At 50.4% G+C, this 16,416-nt stretch carries 14 protein-coding genes; 9 read left to right on the top strand and 5 right to left on the bottom strand.

The features are described 5' to 3' along the window. Positions 1–363 precede the first annotated feature (363 nt). The gene (locus DXV75_RS04795) at positions 364–840 is read left to right on the top strand and encodes a DUF4265 domain-containing protein (protein ID WP_115592261.1); all 477 of its coding nucleotides are present in this window, start codon (positions 364–366) and stop codon (positions 838–840) included. Between the two features lie 706 nt (positions 841–1,546). Here DXV75_RS04795 and DXV75_RS04785 read toward each other — a convergent pair. Continuing rightward, positions 1,547–2,737: an amino acid aminotransferase gene (locus DXV75_RS04785; protein WP_115592259.1), complete on the bottom strand. Its 1,191-nt coding sequence runs from the start codon at positions 2,735–2,737 to the stop codon at positions 1,547–1,549. A 92-nt stretch (positions 2,738–2,829) separates the two neighbouring features. Then, positions 2,830–3,615: an NRDE family protein gene (locus DXV75_RS04780; RefSeq protein WP_115592258.1), complete on the bottom strand. Its 786-nt coding sequence runs from the start codon at positions 3,613–3,615 to the stop codon at positions 2,830–2,832. Positions 3,616–3,724: 109 nt separating this feature from the next. Between DXV75_RS04780 and DXV75_RS04775 the strand changes: the two genes are divergently transcribed. The 3 genes from DXV75_RS04775 to DXV75_RS04765 all read left to right on the top strand — a co-directional run bounded on the left by DXV75_RS04775 (position 3,725) and on the right by DXV75_RS04765 (position 6,515). Next, positions 3,725–4,351, top strand: coding sequence for a 1-acyl-sn-glycerol-3-phosphate acyltransferase (locus DXV75_RS04775; RefSeq protein ID WP_115592257.1), 627 nt, complete (start codon positions 3,725–3,727; stop codon positions 4,349–4,351). Next, positions 4,348–5,592, top strand: coding sequence for a cystathionine gamma-synthase family protein (locus DXV75_RS04770; protein ID WP_115592256.1), 1,245 nt, complete (start codon positions 4,348–4,350; stop codon positions 5,590–5,592). Before DXV75_RS04775 ends, DXV75_RS04770 begins: the two co-directional genes overlap by 4 nt. Before the next feature lie 323 nt (positions 5,593–5,915). Then, on the top strand, positions 5,916–6,515 hold the full coding sequence (locus DXV75_RS04765) for an FMN-dependent NADH-azoreductase (protein WP_115592255.1): 600 nt from the start codon (positions 5,916–5,918) through the stop codon (positions 6,513–6,515). A gap of 146 nt (positions 6,516–6,661) precedes the next feature. On the opposite strand, the gene DXV75_RS04760 is transcribed toward DXV75_RS04765, so the two are convergent. After that, a complete protein-coding gene (locus DXV75_RS04760; protein WP_115592254.1) occupies positions 6,662–7,204 on the bottom strand; it encodes a glutathione peroxidase in 543 nt (180 codons plus the stop codon). A gap of 198 nt (positions 7,205–7,402) precedes the next feature. Here DXV75_RS04760 and DXV75_RS04755 point away from each other — a divergent pair, with 198 nt between their 5' ends. The 3 genes from DXV75_RS04755 to DXV75_RS04745 all read left to right on the top strand — a co-directional run bounded on the left by DXV75_RS04755 (position 7,403) and on the right by DXV75_RS04745 (position 12,534). Continuing rightward, positions 7,403–9,904 carry a S9 family peptidase gene (locus tag DXV75_RS04755; protein WP_115592492.1) on the top strand — a complete coding sequence of 834 codons (2,502 nt, stop codon included), beginning with the start codon at positions 7,403–7,405 and terminating at the stop codon, positions 9,902–9,904. 141 nt (positions 9,905–10,045) lie between these two features. Further along, positions 10,046–11,521, top strand: a complete 1,476-nt coding sequence (locus DXV75_RS04750; RefSeq protein ID WP_115592253.1) for a glutamate-cysteine ligase family protein — start codon at positions 10,046–10,048, stop codon at positions 11,519–11,521. Then, positions 11,512–12,534, top strand: a complete 1,023-nt coding sequence (locus DXV75_RS04745; RefSeq protein WP_181898357.1) for a M14 family metallopeptidase — start codon at positions 11,512–11,514, stop codon at positions 12,532–12,534. Before DXV75_RS04750 ends, DXV75_RS04745 begins: the two co-directional genes overlap by 10 nt. Before the next feature lie 22 nt (positions 12,535–12,556). On the opposite strand, the gene rrtA is transcribed toward DXV75_RS04745, so the two are convergent. Further along, the gene (gene rrtA, locus DXV75_RS04740) at positions 12,557–13,150 is read right to left on the bottom strand and encodes a rhombosortase (RefSeq protein WP_181898356.1); all 594 of its coding nucleotides are present in this window, start codon (positions 13,148–13,150) and stop codon (positions 12,557–12,559) included. Positions 13,151–13,239: 89 nt separating this feature from the next. Between rrtA and DXV75_RS04735 the strand changes: the two genes are divergently transcribed. Further along, positions 13,240–14,004: an enoyl-CoA hydratase gene (locus DXV75_RS04735; protein WP_115592251.1), complete on the top strand. Its 765-nt coding sequence runs from the start codon at positions 13,240–13,242 to the stop codon at positions 14,002–14,004. 14 nt (positions 14,005–14,018) lie between these two features. Then, on the top strand, positions 14,019–15,785 hold the full coding sequence (gene ggt / locus DXV75_RS04730; protein ID WP_245953122.1) for a gamma-glutamyltransferase: 1,767 nt from the start codon (positions 14,019–14,021) through the stop codon (positions 15,783–15,785). An 8-nt stretch (positions 15,786–15,793) separates the two neighbouring features. On the opposite strand, the gene DXV75_RS04725 is transcribed toward ggt, so the two are convergent. Next, positions 15,794–16,252 (bottom strand): nuclear transport factor 2 family protein, encoded by a 459-nt coding sequence (locus tag DXV75_RS04725; protein WP_115592250.1) that lies wholly within the window; start codon positions 16,250–16,252, stop codon positions 15,794–15,796. Positions 16,253–16,416: the final 164 nt, after the last annotated feature.

Genomic DNA, 16,416 nt, shown 5'->3' with positions numbered 1-16,416 from the left:
AAAGACTCCACTGGAAGCGGTAATTTGTATTCTGGTAACGAAGGCTCTGGTTGTGGCGGTGACTCTGATTAATTGTCTTAAGCAAAGTTGAACAAGGACGTCTTCGCTATGGCTTATAACAAGCCGTGAAAGAACAACGCCAGCAAACAGAGCTGGCACGGACACACAAACTACGCTCGCCCGTTAACGGGCGTTACTGAATGTCCGCTCCTTGTCTGATGAAGCCACTTGGTAACGCTTGCAGGGCGGCATGGCATTGCGTATAGCAGACATTGAACCCTGCCCACGAAAACTCAGAACATAGTTTTTCAGTGGAAACGGGTGTTACTATCAATTCTCAATATTAAGGTGCTAGACATCTAAATGAGTAATGAAGGATTAGTTAAAGTTCACGTTTCTTTACCCAATCATTGGATGATTGGTGGGGAGTCTATGTGGGCAGAACCTTTAGGGAACGATATTTATCGGCTAGAAAATGTTCCATTCTTTTCATATTCGTTAAATTTTAAGGATGAAGTAAAAGCCTATTCGGACGATGACGGCGTTTTAGAAATCACAGATGTAGTAGCACGAAGTGGTAACCGTACACTCAGAATAATCTTTGATAAATCAATCGATAGGCAAAAGCAAGAATATTATATTGAACAAATTCGCGATTTGGATTGCTCATTAGAAAGATGGGATGAAACATACTTAGCGATTAATGTTCGTAAATCTGCTCATTATTTAGATGTAATCGACCATTTTGACATTTGGAATGAGAAAGATATTTTGGCCTATGAAACATGTGACGAACAGATTCCTGGCTCCTTCGATGCTGAGCCGGATGAGGGTGCCTGACACGGCACAGCTATCGTTAAATTTTTCCGCATAGTACGGAGTGAGAAGTACCAGAAGGAGTTGCCATTGTCTTACTACAATTCGGCAATTATAAGGACTGCCGCAAAAGTATCGTTTCTTCATATATCTTGGCTAGTCGCGTTAATTGGCATCCCAATTGTCTTTTTTAGGGATGGCCTAGGGCCAATCGAGAAGACCCTACTATTCAGTGGGCTTTTGTTATTTTTCTGGTTGGTGTATTTGTTTTTTTGTATTGCGTTTCATCGGCTTAGTATGCGAAATGAGCATAATCGTTTCGGTTATTTAGCTAAGGACGATACTGAAAAAGGCAAAGAGGTAGGTACACACTTGGAGGGTTGGTAGGTATGTTATTTCTAACAACGCGCTGTTTGCGTGCCACAACTAATCGTTGAACGTCCGTTCCTTGTCTTTAGCAGACTATCGCTTTATCGGCGGTCATGAGCCACTATTCATTCAAAGCGGCGGTGAATACTTCAGGTTTAATTAGGTCTGGGTTCGCTTGGGTACTCCAAGCACACCTGGTAATAGCCGAAGCACACTAACTGAATGGCAATGCAAAAAAGCACTTTCGAATAATCGAACTCTCTTTGATTCACCTCTTCGAGGTAATGCCTTGGTTGTATCACTTACGTTTTACGCAAGAGCCGCCTTTACAGCGGCCCTTTGTTGTTGCACCTTAGCTTTGTTACAGCACTGAAACCAGCGCTTTAGCCAGTGCATCAACGTTGTGCTGGTTAATACCGGCAATGTTGACGCGGCTGGATTCAACGAAGTACACACTGTGCTTGGCACGGACTTCCTTGACCTGCTCAGGGGTAATGCACAGGAATGAGAACATGCCTTTTTGCTCGTTCACGAAACCGAAGTCTTTTTGTGCACCGTATTCGGCCAGTTTGTCGACCAGCATGGCGCGCAGGGATTGCATACGCGTGCGCATTTCGTTCACTTCGCCAACCCATTCCTGCTTAAGATTGGCGTTGGCCAGAATGATGTCGACCAGAGCGCCGCCGTAACTGGGGGGCATGGAATAGCTGCCACGGGCAACCGACTGAATTTGGCTTTGTGCGATTTTACGGGTTGTGCTGTCTTCGGTAACGATAGCAGCCAGACCCACCCGTTCACGATACAGACCAAAGTTTTTGCTGCAGGACGCTGCAATAATCACTTCCGGCAGATTTTCGACCAGCAGACGTATGCCATAGGCATCTTCTTCCAGACCTTCGCCAAAGCCCAGGTAGGCAACATCGATAAATGGCAGGAATTCACGTTCCTTGGCCAGTTCCAGAATGGCATTCCACTGTTCTTTGGTTAAATCGGCGCCGGTGGGGTTGTGGCAGCAACCGTGCAGCAGCACTACGTCACCCTTTTGCGTTTGCTTGAGCGTTTCCATCATGGCGTCAAAGCGAATGCCTGCAGTGGCTTTATCGAAATAGGGGTAGGTTTCCAGAGCCAGACCAGCAGAGCCAATCAGTGGAATGTGGTTGGCCCAGGTCGGGTCGCTAACCCAAACACGGGTTTTGTCTGAGCAACGTGCAAGCAATTCTGACAATATGCGCAGCGCACCACAGCCACCGGGGGCCTGAACCGCAGCTACCCGGTCTGCCAATAGGACCGGGCTGCTTTCACCCAACAGCAATGCAAGCATGCCGTCAATAAAACCCTGATTACCCTGGGGGGTGATGTAGGTTTTGCTGGTTTCTTTCTCCAGCAGAATACGTTGTGCCTTTGCCACCGATGTCAGGATCGGCGTATTACCTTGTTCGTCTTTGTAAACGCCCACACCCAAATCAATTTTATTCGGGTTGCTATCTTCTCGATAAGCTGCAGACAGACCAAGAATCGGATCGGGAGCCAGAGGCGGTAATACTTCAAACACGATAGTTCCTCACGTTGCGTGATAATTAAGCGAGCTCGGCATTATGCCACTGATGAAATAAAAAACGAGAGGCAACCGTAAAATTATTGGGATTATGTACGCTTTTGACTTTCAGCCAGTGGAAATTCGAATTCCTGACAATGGCTTAGCCCACCATTTGGGTTGAATGTACGCTCCTGCCAGTAGGCCAGACCGGTTGAATTGATTAACAGCAGGGTTGAGCTGCGGGTGCCATATTGTGGGCTGCGGATGAAGATGGCTGAGAGTGCTTTTTCCCACTCGTAGCCCACGCCGGTATCGGGCAAAAATTCGTCTTCTGCAAGTTCGTCGTTGCGCAGTAGTTCAAATAAATCCTCACACTGTATTGCACGTTGCTGCTGGCAATATTGGGAAAGGGCCTGCATGCCCTTGGTTACTTTTGGCCACGGGCTATTGAGCTGGGCGTTGGACAACCCGTGTATACCTGGCGCCAGACTTTGGTATTGGTTGTAGCGGTTGTTGTAGACACCCGGTTTTGACCAGTGACCAAACAGAAAATTGTAGCCGTTGAACTCTGCGCGTTGCGATACTAACTGGCTCAATTGCTGATGGTGGGGGAGCGGATTGTGCAGGTAACCGGCACACACTTCTCCGCGGCTGCGGGCCTTGTCATTTTGCCTAAGAGGTTCCCGGATGTTGGTTAAAGCACTGATGAATCCGTTACGCGTAACCCCCATCCATGTGCCTCCGGCCTTTAAATCCCGGCCTGCCAGCAAATCAGGGTTTTCTGGCCAAAACTGGCTGGGGGCCGTTGCCCGTTGATGGAATTCATCGCGATTGGCAGCAATAATAAGGGGAAAGTCTGCTCTTTGTCGGTAGGCGATAAATAGGATACACATGCGTTTGGCCCCAAATTCCGGTTAGCGCATTATGGTAACAATCCGCATTGGCAGCAAGGCCCGAGAGGGGCAATCTTAGAGGGGTTTACAGAGCAGGAGGTGAGTGCCAATGACAAACACAGTTCATAAAATCTGTTCTGCGGTAGTGCCCGATAGGATCCCACGAAGAGACGCAACATTAATATCTCGAGTCTGCCAGTGGTGCCTGGAAAAGTTTGGCTGGCAAATTGAAGGGGAAATGCACAACAGCGAAAAACTGGTGTGCACGGTAGCGCCGCATACTTCAAACTGGGATTTTGTGCTTGGTGTTTTTATCCTGTTTGCGTTGCGTTTGAAGGTGTCTTTTTTCGGTAAACACACATTGTTTAATTCGCCACTGGGCGGTTTGTTTACCCGCTTGGGCGGCATTCCTGTTGAACGAAGGCAGGCTCACGGTATGGTGGAGTCGATTGCAGAGGCAATTCGCAAGCAGCACAAAATTTTGCTGGTTATCGCGCCAGAAGGCACCCGAAGCCCGGTTTACCCATGGAAAAAGGGCAGTGTGCTGATTGCCCACAAAGCGGACATACCTTTGCAATGTGTTGGCTTTGACTATGCCAGAAAACGGGTGTTGTTCGGCCCGGTGCTTTTACCTTCCGACAATATCGACAATCAAATGCAAACTCTTTATGCATTTTATGCTAACGTTGCAGCCAAATTTCCAGAAAAATGTTTAGTAACGGAGCCAAAAGCGTGACAAAGCAGGGATTTACTACCCGCCAGGTGCATGCCGACCGACGCCTGAATAAACCCCAATCGGGCGCGGTGCATACCAGTACCAGCAATTCGGTATTGTTTGAATTTGAAGATGCCCAGGGCATCATTGATGTGTTTCAGGGCAAGGTTCCCGGGCATGTGTATTCACGATCTTCCTCACCTTCGGTAAGTGCGCTGCAGGAGATAATCAATGATCTGGAAGGCGGCGTGGGCGCATTGTGTTTTGCGACCGGTATGGCAGCAATCAGTGCGACCTTTTTGTCTCTGTTCAGGCACGGCGATCATCTGATTGTCAGCCAGTTCCTGTTTGGTAATACCCGCAGTTTGATGAATACCCTGATGGATTTTGGTGTTCAGATCAGTTTTGTCGATGTGACCGACGTGCAGTGCGTGAAACAGGCTTACCAGCCCAATACCCGAGCTGTGTTCACTGAAACAGTGGCCAACCCCGTAACCCAGGTTGCCGATGTGCAGGCGATAGGGCGCTATTGTGAAGAGCGAGGGTTATTGCTGATCGTTGATAACACCATGACGCCACCACCTTTGCTCAGTGCGAAAAACATGAAAGCCTCGTTAGTGGTGAATTCTCTGACTAAATATATCGCCGGGCATGGCAACGTGCTGGGTGGGGTGATTGTTGATACCGGTAACTTCGACTGGCGCAGCTTTAGCAATATTGCACCGGGCTACCAGGTTGGCGAGCCAGCTCAGTGGGGCTTAACCCAGATTAAAAAGAAAGGCTTGCGGGACATGGGTGCAACGCTGGCTCCTGCGTCGGCACACAGTATATCCATTGGCCTTGAAACTCTGGCTTTACGGCTGCAGCGCAGTTGCACCAACGCACTGAGGCTGGCGACTTTCCTAGAAAGCCATGCAAAGGTCAAAGCGGTATACTATCCAGGGCTGGCCGATCACCCACAGCATTTTCTGGCTAGGGAGCACCTAACCGGTGGTTACGGCGCCATTTTGAGCCTGGATGTTACTGATGATATCGACCCGGTTGAATTTTTGAACCAGCTTAAATTAGTTATCTGTGCGACGCATCTGGGCGATAATCGCACACTGGCGTTGCCGGTTGCGGCAACCATATTCCACGAAAATGGGCCGGAAGAACGGGCCAGAATGGGCATCAGCGAGACCATGATTCGGGTGTCGGTGGGCATTGAAGACACTGACGACCTGGTGGCCGATTTTGCCCAGGCACTGGATTTCTTTGCATAACAGCCTGTCACCAAAGGCCCTACGCTCATCCGGGAAATTTTTGTAAAAAAGTTGTCATCGGATGAGCATCTTTCAATTAACGATGTTATCATCTTTTTTTGCAAGCTACGTGATCCTGATTCATTGTCATGTTCTCGCGATTGTGTTTTGGCAAACTCGGTTTCGTACCATCACAATGCGGGGTCACCATGCTTGCACCTCATCCAACCCCCATTCCTGAATATCCGTTCTGCTAATTCGAATGAATTAAGCCAATTAAAGCAATTTTAGTTCTGTTTTGTTTTTTCTACACTCAGCCGTATTGAGATTAAGGAGAGCAAAGCATGTCTAATATTCTAGTGATCTATTCCAGCATAAACGGGGCTTCCGGCCATTCCAGCCAGCTTGCCAAAGACTATGTGGCATCTCTGTCAGGCAGGTCAGGTGTCAGTGTGGTTGAACGCAACCTGTCGTCGGGTGAGCTTGGTCATCTCAGTGCTGAAGAGATGGCAGCCTGGATGACGCCGGCAAACACCCGGACAGAGGAGCAGGAGGTACTGGCATCCCAGTCAGACCTTTTGATTGAAGAGGTAAAGGCGGCGGACGAGATTGTTCTGGCGGTACCCATGTACAATTTCGGAATTCCGTCGGTGTTAAAAGCGTGGTTCGATCGAATCGCCCGCGCGGGTGTGACTTTCCGTTATACAGAAAGTGGCCCGGTTGGGTTACTGGAAGGCAAGCGGGTAACCATTTTTGCAACCCGGGGCGGGATGTATCAGGGCACCGAACTGGATACCCAAAGCCAGTATCTGAAGCATTTCCTCGGATTTATTGGGCTCACTGACGTCCGTTTTGTTTACGCGGAAGGCCTTAATATGGGTGAAAAATCCGCCGAAGCTGCATTAATTCAAGCAAAGCAAAAAATTGTTGAACTTATTGCCTGAGGGGCTGACTAACCCTATGCAGTTAGCAAAAAACGTTATCTCATCCTGAGCTAATGCAAACGGTGCAGATGGCGTTCCCGCTAAAGTGTGTTCCAAGTTGAGTGTGCTTGATTGCCCCGCAGGACTGCGGGGCTTTTTTATGCGAGTTACATTGCCAGTGAACGCTCAATGTCCTCAACCAAAGTTTCATCGGTAGGTTTTACACGGCTGCCATAGTGTTTGACAATGTTGCCGTCTTTGTCGACCAGATACTTATTGAAGTTCCAGCTGGGTTCTTCACCGGTGGCTTCGCTTAACATCCGGTACAAAGGGTCGGCGTCGTCACCCTTGACGGCGATGGGTTCAAACATGGGAAACTTCACGCCGTAGGTCAGTTCGCACAGTTCCGCGGTTTTGCCTTCATCTTTGGCTTCCTGGTTAAAATCGTGGGAAGGGAAACCCAGAACGGCAAAATTCTTATCTTTGTATTTTTCATACATGGCTTCCAGCCCTTCGAACTGGGGGGTAAAGCCACAATAGCTGGCGGTATTTACAATCAGTAGTGTCTTCCCCTGATATTCACTGCACAGGTTAACCGTTTCCTGTGAATTGAGTTTACGTTTCACAAATTTCAGTACTGAAGGGCACTCTGAGGCAAAGGTGGGGGCCGAGAGCAACGCTACAGTCACAGCTAAAATCATCTTTTTCATTGTTTATGCTTCCGTTTTATGCGTAAAAATGTCGGTTGACCGAATCAGATCATCGACCTTCCTGATTCGAAGTTTGCGCCCATTCCGATCACTTCGCAAGACGATTGACCCGCTGACGTAGACGAAGCTTGACCGTTGCAGGCAGGCCTTGAGTATAATGGTCGGGATATTCCGTACAGCTATAAGACCGACAATAATATGAAAAAAATTTCAACATTTGTGGCGACAGTGGGGCTGGTAACCGGGTTGTCTGCCTGTGTTTCAACGACAGAAGCGCCTGCCACCGGCCCAGCACCTCAAACTTCCGGCACCTACCAGCAGGTGGGGCCAACTGTGGTCCAGCCGGTTCCTGACCAGTCTGTCAGCCCTTCCGGCATAATCACTCTTGAAAAAATCATGTCGGATCCGGACTGGTTGGGTCGTCAGCCCCAATCTCCCGGCTGGTCACTGGATGGCAGCGCACTGGTTTATGAACGCAAGTTGCCCGGCAGTCCGGTTAAAGCGGTCTATGCCGCCAAGGTTACTGCACCCCAGTCCGCCAGCGAGGTATCCCTATCAGAACAGCATCTGTACCGTTTTGATGAAAAGGTAACCAGCGCCGAAGGTTCCCTGATTGCCTTTCGCGTGGAAGACAGTGTGTTTGTGCAGTTCCAGGATGGCTCGGTGGCGCAAATCACGCGGGGAGGAGAGCCACTTAAACACCTGCGTTTTATGACCGATAATCGCCTGATGGCTCAGCAGGGCAACCGCATTATCGCTATCAATCTGCAATCCGGCCATCGCCAGCAGTTAGTCAGCTGGCAGTTTAAGAAAAAACCTGAGGCCGTCAGTGAACCCAAGGATTATATTGCAGGGGAGCAAATCAGTCTTATCGAGTACATTGCCAAACAGCGGCGCGACAAGCAGGCTATTGCGGATCACGAGCAGGCTTTGGCAAAAGCCAGCCCTGCGGCTGCACCTGATCCGGTTTACTTTAACGAAGGTGATCAGCTGGTAGCGGTAACTGTTTCCCCCAAAGGGGACAAAGCCATCTTCGTTACCTCCAAGGACGTTGCATGGCGGGATGACTCCGACATCATGCCTCACTATATTCAGGAAGATGGGCGCATCGCATCGAAAAAAGTGCGTCGCCGCGTGGCCGACGCGGAATCGGTTAATCATGATGTCTGGTATGTTGACCTGGTCAGCGGCAAAAAATCGCCGTTGTCATTTGTCTCCCTGCCTGGTTACAACGAAGATGTGCTGGCCGAAGTAAAGGCTGAAAATGCCAAGGCCAAGGGTGAAACCTACCAGATAAACCGTTTGCCCAGAGACATCATGCTGATGGAGGGGGGCTATTGGGGTGAGCCATCTATACGCTGGCACGCCAATGGCGAGCAGGTCGCGCTGATGCTGGAAGCCTGGGACAACAAGGATCGCTGGATTGCGACGGTTGATTTCGACCGGAAAACATTGGTCAATCAGCATCGCTTGCATGACGATGCCTGGGTGAACTATTACTTCAACGAGTTTGGCTGGCTGAATCAGTCGGAAAAACTGTATTTCCTGTCTGAACATAGCGGTTATTCCCATCTGTATGTGCAGACACCCGGGCAGGCTCCAAGGGCCATGACCAGTGGCCAGTACGTGGTCAGTGATCCAACCCTTACCAGCGACGATCGCTACGCGTATTTCAAAGCAAATAAAAAGCACCCGGGCATTTACGAGATATACCGTGTGGATTTACACAGCGGCCAACACGAAGCCCTGACCGATCTGAATGGTATGACCGATTACGTACTGAGCCCCGATGAACAAAATCTGCTGCTTACTCACAGCACAGTCAGCAGGCCGCCGGAGCTTTATCTGCAAGCCGCTGAGTCTGGTGCCAGCGCTCAACAGATTACCGATACCGTGAGTGACGAATTCCTGGCATTGCCATGGACCGCGCCGCAGGTTGTGGCCATACCTTCGTCCTACACAGCCCAACCCATTTATGCACGGGTGTATTTACCCGAAGACTATCTGCAGGGTGAGCCTCGTCGGGCGGTGGTATTCAATCATGGTGCCGGTTACCTGCAAAACAGCCATTTGGGCTGGTCAGGCTATTTCCGTGAATACATGTTCCACAGTATGCTGGCGCAACAGGGTTACGTAGTGCTGGATATGGATTACCGCGCTTCCGCTGGCTACGGCCGGGATTGGCGCACTGCGATTTACCGCCAGATGGGGACACCGGAAGTGCAGGATTTGCGCGAGGGCATTGAATGGCTGGTAAGCAATGCCAACGTTGATCGCGAGCGTATTGGTACTTATGGCGGCTCTTATGGTGGTTTCCTGACGTTTATGTCCATGTTTACCGCACCTGAACTATTCCAGGCAGGAGCAGCATTGCGTCCGGTTACTGACTGGGCGCATTACAATACGGGGTACACGTCCAATATTCTGAATACGCCGGATGTTGATCCCATTGCGTTTGAACGCAGTTCGCCGATTTATTTCGCAGAAGGGCTCGAAAAACCACTGCTGATCAATGCTCCAATGGTGGACGATAACGTGTTCTTTCTGGATACCGTGCGTTTGGTTCAGCGTTTGATTGAGCTTGAAAAAACGGATTTTGAAACAGCCATTTACCCGGTGGAACCTCATGGTTTTGTGCAGCCCAGTTCCTGGCTGGATGAGTACCGCCGTATTTATAAATTGTTCGAAAGCAACCTCTAAACTGAAGTGATCCGGTGATCTGTGCCCTGCGAAAGTGCAGGGCACAGATCAACCAGCAACCCTGCCACATAAACGCGCCTGCGCGTTTAAAAATTACCCGGTTCTGTTATGCTAAAACTGGCCATTCAAAAGGAGCCAGGCATGGGACGTAAACTCGAAAACCGGGAGTTCACCAGCGCTGATTTTGAAGCTTTTAACCAGCGGATCCACCAACAGGCCGACCGCCTGAAGTCTGCTATTACCCAACCGAATTTCGGCCAGCAACCCCCGAGCCTGGGTGCCGAAATTGAGATATATCTGTTGGATTCACACGGCGAAGTTAACCCAGTAAACCAGCAACTGATTGATTTACTGGGCGACAATCAGTTTCAAACCGAATTGAATCAATACAATCTGGAACTCAATCTTTCTCCGGTGCCCGCACAGGGCACGCCTTTCAGCGCCATGGTGCTGGAAATGCTCGATAAGTATCAAAAGCTGCTGGGTGCAGCCAGACAATTGGATGTGAAGCCGCTGGCAATTGGCACACTGCCCACTATGCGCGAAGAGAAACTCACCGGTGAATACATGACCCGGGAGGGGCGATACCGGGCGTTGTCGCGGGAACTGCTCCGGCGCAGAGGGCAGCAATTTGAAATCAGGATAAATGGCGATGAGTCACTGAATTTCACCACACCGGAAATTGTGGTTGAGGGTGCCAATACTTCTATGCAGGTACATTTAACCGCCAAACCAGAAGAATTCGCCGATGTGTTCAATGCATCACAACTGACACTGGCCATGTCGGTGGCGATGGGGGCCAATTCGGGGGTTTTCATGCATAAATGCCTGTGGGACGAAACCCGTGTGGCATTGTTTAAACAGTCTATCGACAGCCGCATACACAAGGACGGAAGCTGGCGGCCACCCTCAAGAGTCACGTTTGGTAAAGGCTGGGTACGTAAAAGTGCCTGGGAAGTCTTTGCGGAAACGGTCAATCTTTATGATCCCATACTGCCTCAACTGTTCGATGAAGATCCGGCTGTGGATCCTCCGGTGTTGGCAGAACTTAACCTGCATATGGGGACTACCTGGCCCTGGAACCGGGCAATTTACGATCATCATGGCAACGGCCATCTCAGGGTGGAGCAGAGGGCATTGCCCGCAGGCCCAAGCGCAATTGACATGGCAGCAAATGCAGCATTTGCCGTAGGCATGATTTCGGGCCTGAAAGAAAACGTTGATGAATACCTGGCCCGGCTGCCGTTTGACTACGCAGAGTACAATTTCTACCGTGCGGCAAAGCAGAGTCTCAACGCCAGCATTTTATGGCCACAAAAATATCAGAATAAACCGGTTGAAGTGGCCATAACCAGTGCCGTGGACGAAATGCTTAGGATCGCCAATGATGGTTTAAGCCAGTTGGGAGTTGAATTGAGTGAGCGGGATAAATTCCTCAACATCATTCACCGCAGGCTTGTAACAGGGGTAAATGGAGCCATTTGGACCAAGAAAACCTATCAGCATTACAAAAAAAGCTATTCTGATGAGAAGGCATGCCAACTTATGCTGGAACGTTATTATGAACATCAGTACGCCGGGGAACCTGTGGCGCACTGGGAGCAGCTGTGGCGGTGAACACGTTTTTGGAACAACCCCGCCACATAAAATTCAAACCGGGGCAGCCAGTTGAACCGGACCCTTTACGTTTTTTGCATCAGCTGGAGGGTTTTACCGTTGTGGATATCAGTGGCCGGGATACTGGCCGCTGGCGGGTGATCACTACGCTGATCCACGGTAATGAACCTTCGGGTTTTCTGGCGTTGCATCGTTGGCTAAAAACTGGCTGTGTTCCCAGTACCAATGTCCGGCTGATATTTTGCAATGTGGAGGGGGCGTTGGCCGAGCCCTTGTTTTCCCAGCGTTTTGTTAACGATGATGCGGATCTGAATCGTTATTTTGATACCGCTGACGAACGGAATCCGGTTGCCCGCCGAGCCGGCCAGATTAAGGAACTTATTACCAAACTTGCGCCGGAATGGTGCCTGGATATGCATAATACGTCTGGTAGCAGCCCGTCTTTTGCCGTCAGTGTTCACCAGCGACATTCCGTGCACCAGCTTGCTGCATATTTTACCCGCCATCTGATAGTTACCGATACACGGGTTGGCGCGCTCATGGAACTCGCGGTTGAATTCCCGGTTGTCACGATTGAATGCGGTGGTGCACATCAGGAACATGCCCATCAACTGGCCTTCGATGGCATATCGCGCTTGTTGGATGAAAATGCACTGGCTGAAGTTTCAAACGCGGATCTCTACGTTTACCGCAATCCCTATCGGGTTGAGTTGCAAAGAGAGTATTCTGCGGACTTTGAGAATTTTCAGCTTATCACCGCAGACTTTACTCTGCGGCGGGATGTTGAGAGCCTGAATTCCGGGGCTGTAACTGCCGGTGAATTTATTGGCTGGTTCAGTGGGGCGGGGATGCCGTTTAGGGTGAACGATGCCAATGGAAACGATCGCTCAGGGCAGTTGTTCTATCGCGAGGGGAATCGGGTTTTCTGTAACGTCTCAATGCAGATTTTCATGGCAACAACCAACCGCGAGATAGCCACCCGCGATTGTCTGTTCTATTGTGCTCCGCTGTGAAAATTACACGTGGGCCGCTGCTTTACTTTTGCGCTGGGCGGCTCAAAGCCCACATCACCAAAAACAGCGCCAACCCGCTTATTGCGCCGTACAAATGGGCATCAACCGCCACATTGGCATCAATCAGTTCTGCCAGTTCGGCACTGCTTCCCTGCCATTGTTCCATACCAAGTTTGAAGACGATGCCTGCAAGCAATAGCCAGCCTGACTTTATGCCCATCCGGATGTCCATACAGGCACCCCAGATAAATACGCCGTGCAATGCGCCAGACAGGCCTGCGTACCAGATGAGACTGGGTGAGAAAAAGTAAATGCCCAGACTGGTCCCCAGACAACACCAGACGAACAGCTTCAGAAACAGACCAATGCGATAGTGATCACCGTGCAGGGCCCACAGCAATATCAGCCCTGCCAGGTTCAGCAACAGATGAAAACCGTTGGTATGCACAATATTGCCGCTTATCAGTCGCCAGGTTTCAAACCCTTCAATGGCGTAGCGGTCGTAGGCGAACCAGTCGTTAGAGTACGGAGAAAACAGAAATCCCAGTATGGCCAGTAGGGCAATCAGAAGGGGCCCCAAACATTGGGTGGGGCGGTACGGCAAAGAGACTATCATTGAATGTGATTGTTGTTTGGTTGAATGACTGGCTATGATACAGAAAAATAACATTTAATCCGGCATAAACTCGTCAAGTGGAGGTATTTATGAGTGAAATTCATTGCAGTGTGGATAAAGGCGTATTGACTATCTCGCTGGCCAGGGCACAGAAAAAAAATGCCTTAACCCGCATGATGTATCAGCAAATGGCTGATGCATTAACCGAAGCGCAAAATGATGATGGTATCAAGGTGGTGCTGCTGGAGGGGCAGGGAGACAGCTTTACTGCAGGCAACGACATCAGCGATTTTGCGTCTGGCCGCGGTACCGGAAATGTCACTGAGGTATCGGCGTTTATGCGCGCGCTGGCTGATTTCGAAAAACCTGTAGTGGCCAAGGTGCAGGGCATGGCAGTTGGCATTGGTACCACCATGCTGTTACATTGTGATTTGGTCTATGCTGCAACCACCAGTAAATTTGTTTTGCCGTTCATCAATCTGGCGCTGGTTCCTGAATATGCGTCAAGCTACCTGCTGCCTAAATTGGCTGGTCATCGTAAGGCCAGTGAGTGGTTGATGTTGGGAGAGCCCTTTGGTGCCCGGGAAGCAGAACAGTTCGGACTGGTCAGCCAGGTGCTTGAGCCAGAGCAATTGGACGCCCACGTACAAACCGTATGCAGTAAACTGGTGGCCAAGCCCACATTTGCGTTGATGCAGACCAAACAACTAATGTGTTTTGATCGGGATAACATTCATCAGTACATGGGAATAGAGATGGACGTATTTCTGGAAGCGTTAACTACCGAAGCGGCCCAGGAAGCGTTCGATGCCTTTTTACACAAACGCCCGATAGACCCGGATAAATTCAAATAAAGGAATACTCGATTTTGCTGTATCGTCAATCCACTGTCACTCTGAAACTGGCTGTTGCCCTGGGAGCCTTCTGGCTTGCCGGTTGTGCCTGGGCCGATAAACTTACTCCGGTTGAGACCCGTGAACCGGAAGCGGCCACAGGTTACATCGACAAGAAAGCCGTGGTTACCGATGACTACATGGTCGTTGCTGCCAACCCCTACGCATCTGAAGCTGGAAAGCACATCCTTGAGCAGGGCGGGAGTGCAATTGACGCCGCTGTGGCGGTGCAGGCCATGCTGACTCTGGTGGAGCCGCAAAGCTCCGGGCTGGGTGGTGGCGCTTTTATCCTTTACTGGGACAACAAAAACAAGCGTCTGCACACTTTCGATGGCCGGGAGATGGCACCTGCTGCCGTGGACCCCAACTGGTTTATGAACGGCGACAAACCTATGGGGTGGCTGGAAGCCGTTGTGGGTGGCAAGTCGGTGGGTGTTCCCGGGGCTGTGAAAGCACTGGAAGTGGCACAGCAAAAATTTGGTAAGCTGCCTTGGAATGCGTTGTTCAGTGATGCCATCAGTACCGCGCAAAACGGCTTTACGGTTTCCCCCCGTATGGCAAAACTGGTAGCGCTGGACTATCACCCGGGGCTCAAAACCTTCCGCGACAGTGCGGCGTATTTTTTCCCGGGCGGCGAGCCGGTAAAAGCGGGTACAGTGAAGCAGAACCCCGCACTGGCCAAAACACTTAAAGGCCTGGCGCAGCAAGGCGCTGATTATATGTACACCGGCGAACTGGCAGAAAAAATAGTAGCTACAGTGAATAATGCCAGTATTAATGCGGGCAGGATGACGCTGGATGATCTGGCTGGCTACAAAGTGGTAGAGCGTGAACCGGTGTGCGGTGATTACCGCGTTTACCGGATATGCGGAATGGCTCCGCCAAGTTCTGGTGGCGTCAATGTGTTTCAGTTACTGAAAATGCTCGAGCCACAAACGCTATCCCAATACACCCCTGACAGTGTGGCTTTCGTCAATATGTTCGCACAGGCCAGCGCCAAAACCTTCGCGGACCGAGAGCGTTACATAGCTGACACCGATTTTACCCGGATGCCGATTGAACCTTTGTTGGCGACGGACTATCTGGGAGAGCGGGCAAAGGGTATTGCACCCGACCGTAAGTGGGAAGTGGCACAGGCCGGTCAGCCCTATGCAAACGTTCGTCTGGCTGCCGGAGTTTCCATTGAGCAGCCCAACACAAGTCATATTTCTATAGTCGATAAACAGGGCAATGCCGTTTCCATGACCACCAGCATTGAGTTTATGTTCGGTTCCGGTCTGATGGTGGAGGGTTTTTTGCTTAATAATCAGCTAACCGATTTCTCTTTTCAGTCCGTGAAAGACCAGGCTCTTGTGCCAAACCGGGTAGAGCCTCATAAGCGGCCACGCAGTGCCATGAGTCCCACTATGGTGTTTGCTCCGGATGGCCAACTGGAACTGGTGGTGGGTTCGCCGGGTGGCAGCCGTATCATCAGCTATGTGGCCCAGACATTAATTGGAGTACTGGATTTTGGTCTGGACATTCAGCAGGCGATTAACTTACCCAAAGTGACCAACCGTAATGACTACACGGCACTGGAGAAGGGCACGCCGATTGAACGCTTACAGTCACCGCTGGAGCAGTTAGGCCATCCGGTTAAAATCATGGATTTAAACAGTGGCCTGCATGGCATCCAGCTCAAGGCTGGCAAATTGATCGGTGGTGCCGACCCCCGCAGGGAAGGTCTGGCAGCAGGCGAGTAACACCTGAATCAAAGAAAATGGTCAGGGTGGACGCGATCAATTTTCCAGTCGCCGTCCACCTTGACTAAATCTACCCTGCGTAAGTCTTCGGTGCGTTCCTCATTTTTCATACCGCTGAAGAACACCGTAATGGTGGCTTTCTGTGCATACTCGGTTCGCCCTACGTTGGAACCACCCTCAGGCGTTATTTCCACACTGTCGAAGGTCAGGTTCATCACGTGGCGCTGAACGTTGCGGTTGGTGTGGTAATTTTTCAAAACCCGGGCCATCGACTCAGTGCTCAGGCTGATGGCTACGTCAACCGAATCTTCATGATAAATGCTGCGCATAAAGCGCACTGCGGTGTATTCAGGGGTGCTTTCATCGAGCATACCATAGCGGCCAACACCCGGTTCTTTTTCACCACAGCCAGCGAGGCTCAATACCATTGCCAAAAAGACAGGAAAAAGAAGGAACTTGGAAAACATACTGTGATCTCGTTTCAATTGGTGCAATCCGGTGGGCCGGATGTGCTTGGCTCCAGACATCAGAAACGTCAGGCGATTTCATTGTGCGATTCAAAATAACAAAACCCCGCCTAAAAAAAAAGCGAGGCATGGTGCCTCGCTTTGTAATTTCCATTACATATTGA

Source organism: Alteromonas aestuariivivens, from assembly GCF_003367475.1.
GTDB lineage: Bacteria > Pseudomonadota > Gammaproteobacteria > Enterobacterales > Alteromonadaceae > Alteromonas > Alteromonas aestuariivivens.
This window is presented reverse-complemented; position numbering and strand designations above follow the sequence as displayed.

Bases quoted from the DNA above. Each gene is read 5' to 3' on its own strand.
- DXV75_RS04795 (WP_115592261.1), top strand. From the start codon at position 364: ATGAGTAATGAAGGATTAGTTAAAGTTCACGTTTCTTTACCCAATCAT.
- DXV75_RS04775 (WP_115592257.1), top strand. From the start codon at position 3,725: ATGACAAACACAGTTCATAAAATCTGTTCTGCGGTAGTGCCCGATAGG.
- DXV75_RS04760 (WP_115592254.1), bottom strand. From the start codon at position 7,204: ATGAAAAAGATGATTTTAGCTGTGACTGTAGCGTTGCTCTCGGCCCCC.
- DXV75_RS04755 (WP_115592492.1), top strand. From the start codon at position 7,403: ATGAAAAAAATTTCAACATTTGTGGCGACAGTGGGGCTGGTAACCGGG.
- DXV75_RS04750 (WP_115592253.1), top strand. From the start codon at position 10,046: ATGGGACGTAAACTCGAAAACCGGGAGTTCACCAGCGCTGATTTTGAA.
- DXV75_RS04735 (WP_115592251.1), top strand. From the start codon at position 13,240: ATGAGTGAAATTCATTGCAGTGTGGATAAAGGCGTATTGACTATCTCG.
- DXV75_RS04780 (WP_115592258.1), bottom strand. From the start codon at position 3,615: ATGTGTATCCTATTTATCGCCTACCGACAAAGAGCAGACTTTCCCCTT.
- DXV75_RS04765 (WP_115592255.1), top strand. From the start codon at position 5,916: ATGTCTAATATTCTAGTGATCTATTCCAGCATAAACGGGGCTTCCGGC.
- DXV75_RS04725 (WP_115592250.1), bottom strand. From the start codon at position 16,252: ATGTTTTCCAAGTTCCTTCTTTTTCCTGTCTTTTTGGCAATGGTATTG.
- rrtA (WP_181898356.1), bottom strand. From the start codon at position 13,150: ATGATAGTCTCTTTGCCGTACCGCCCCACCCAATGTTTGGGGCCCCTT.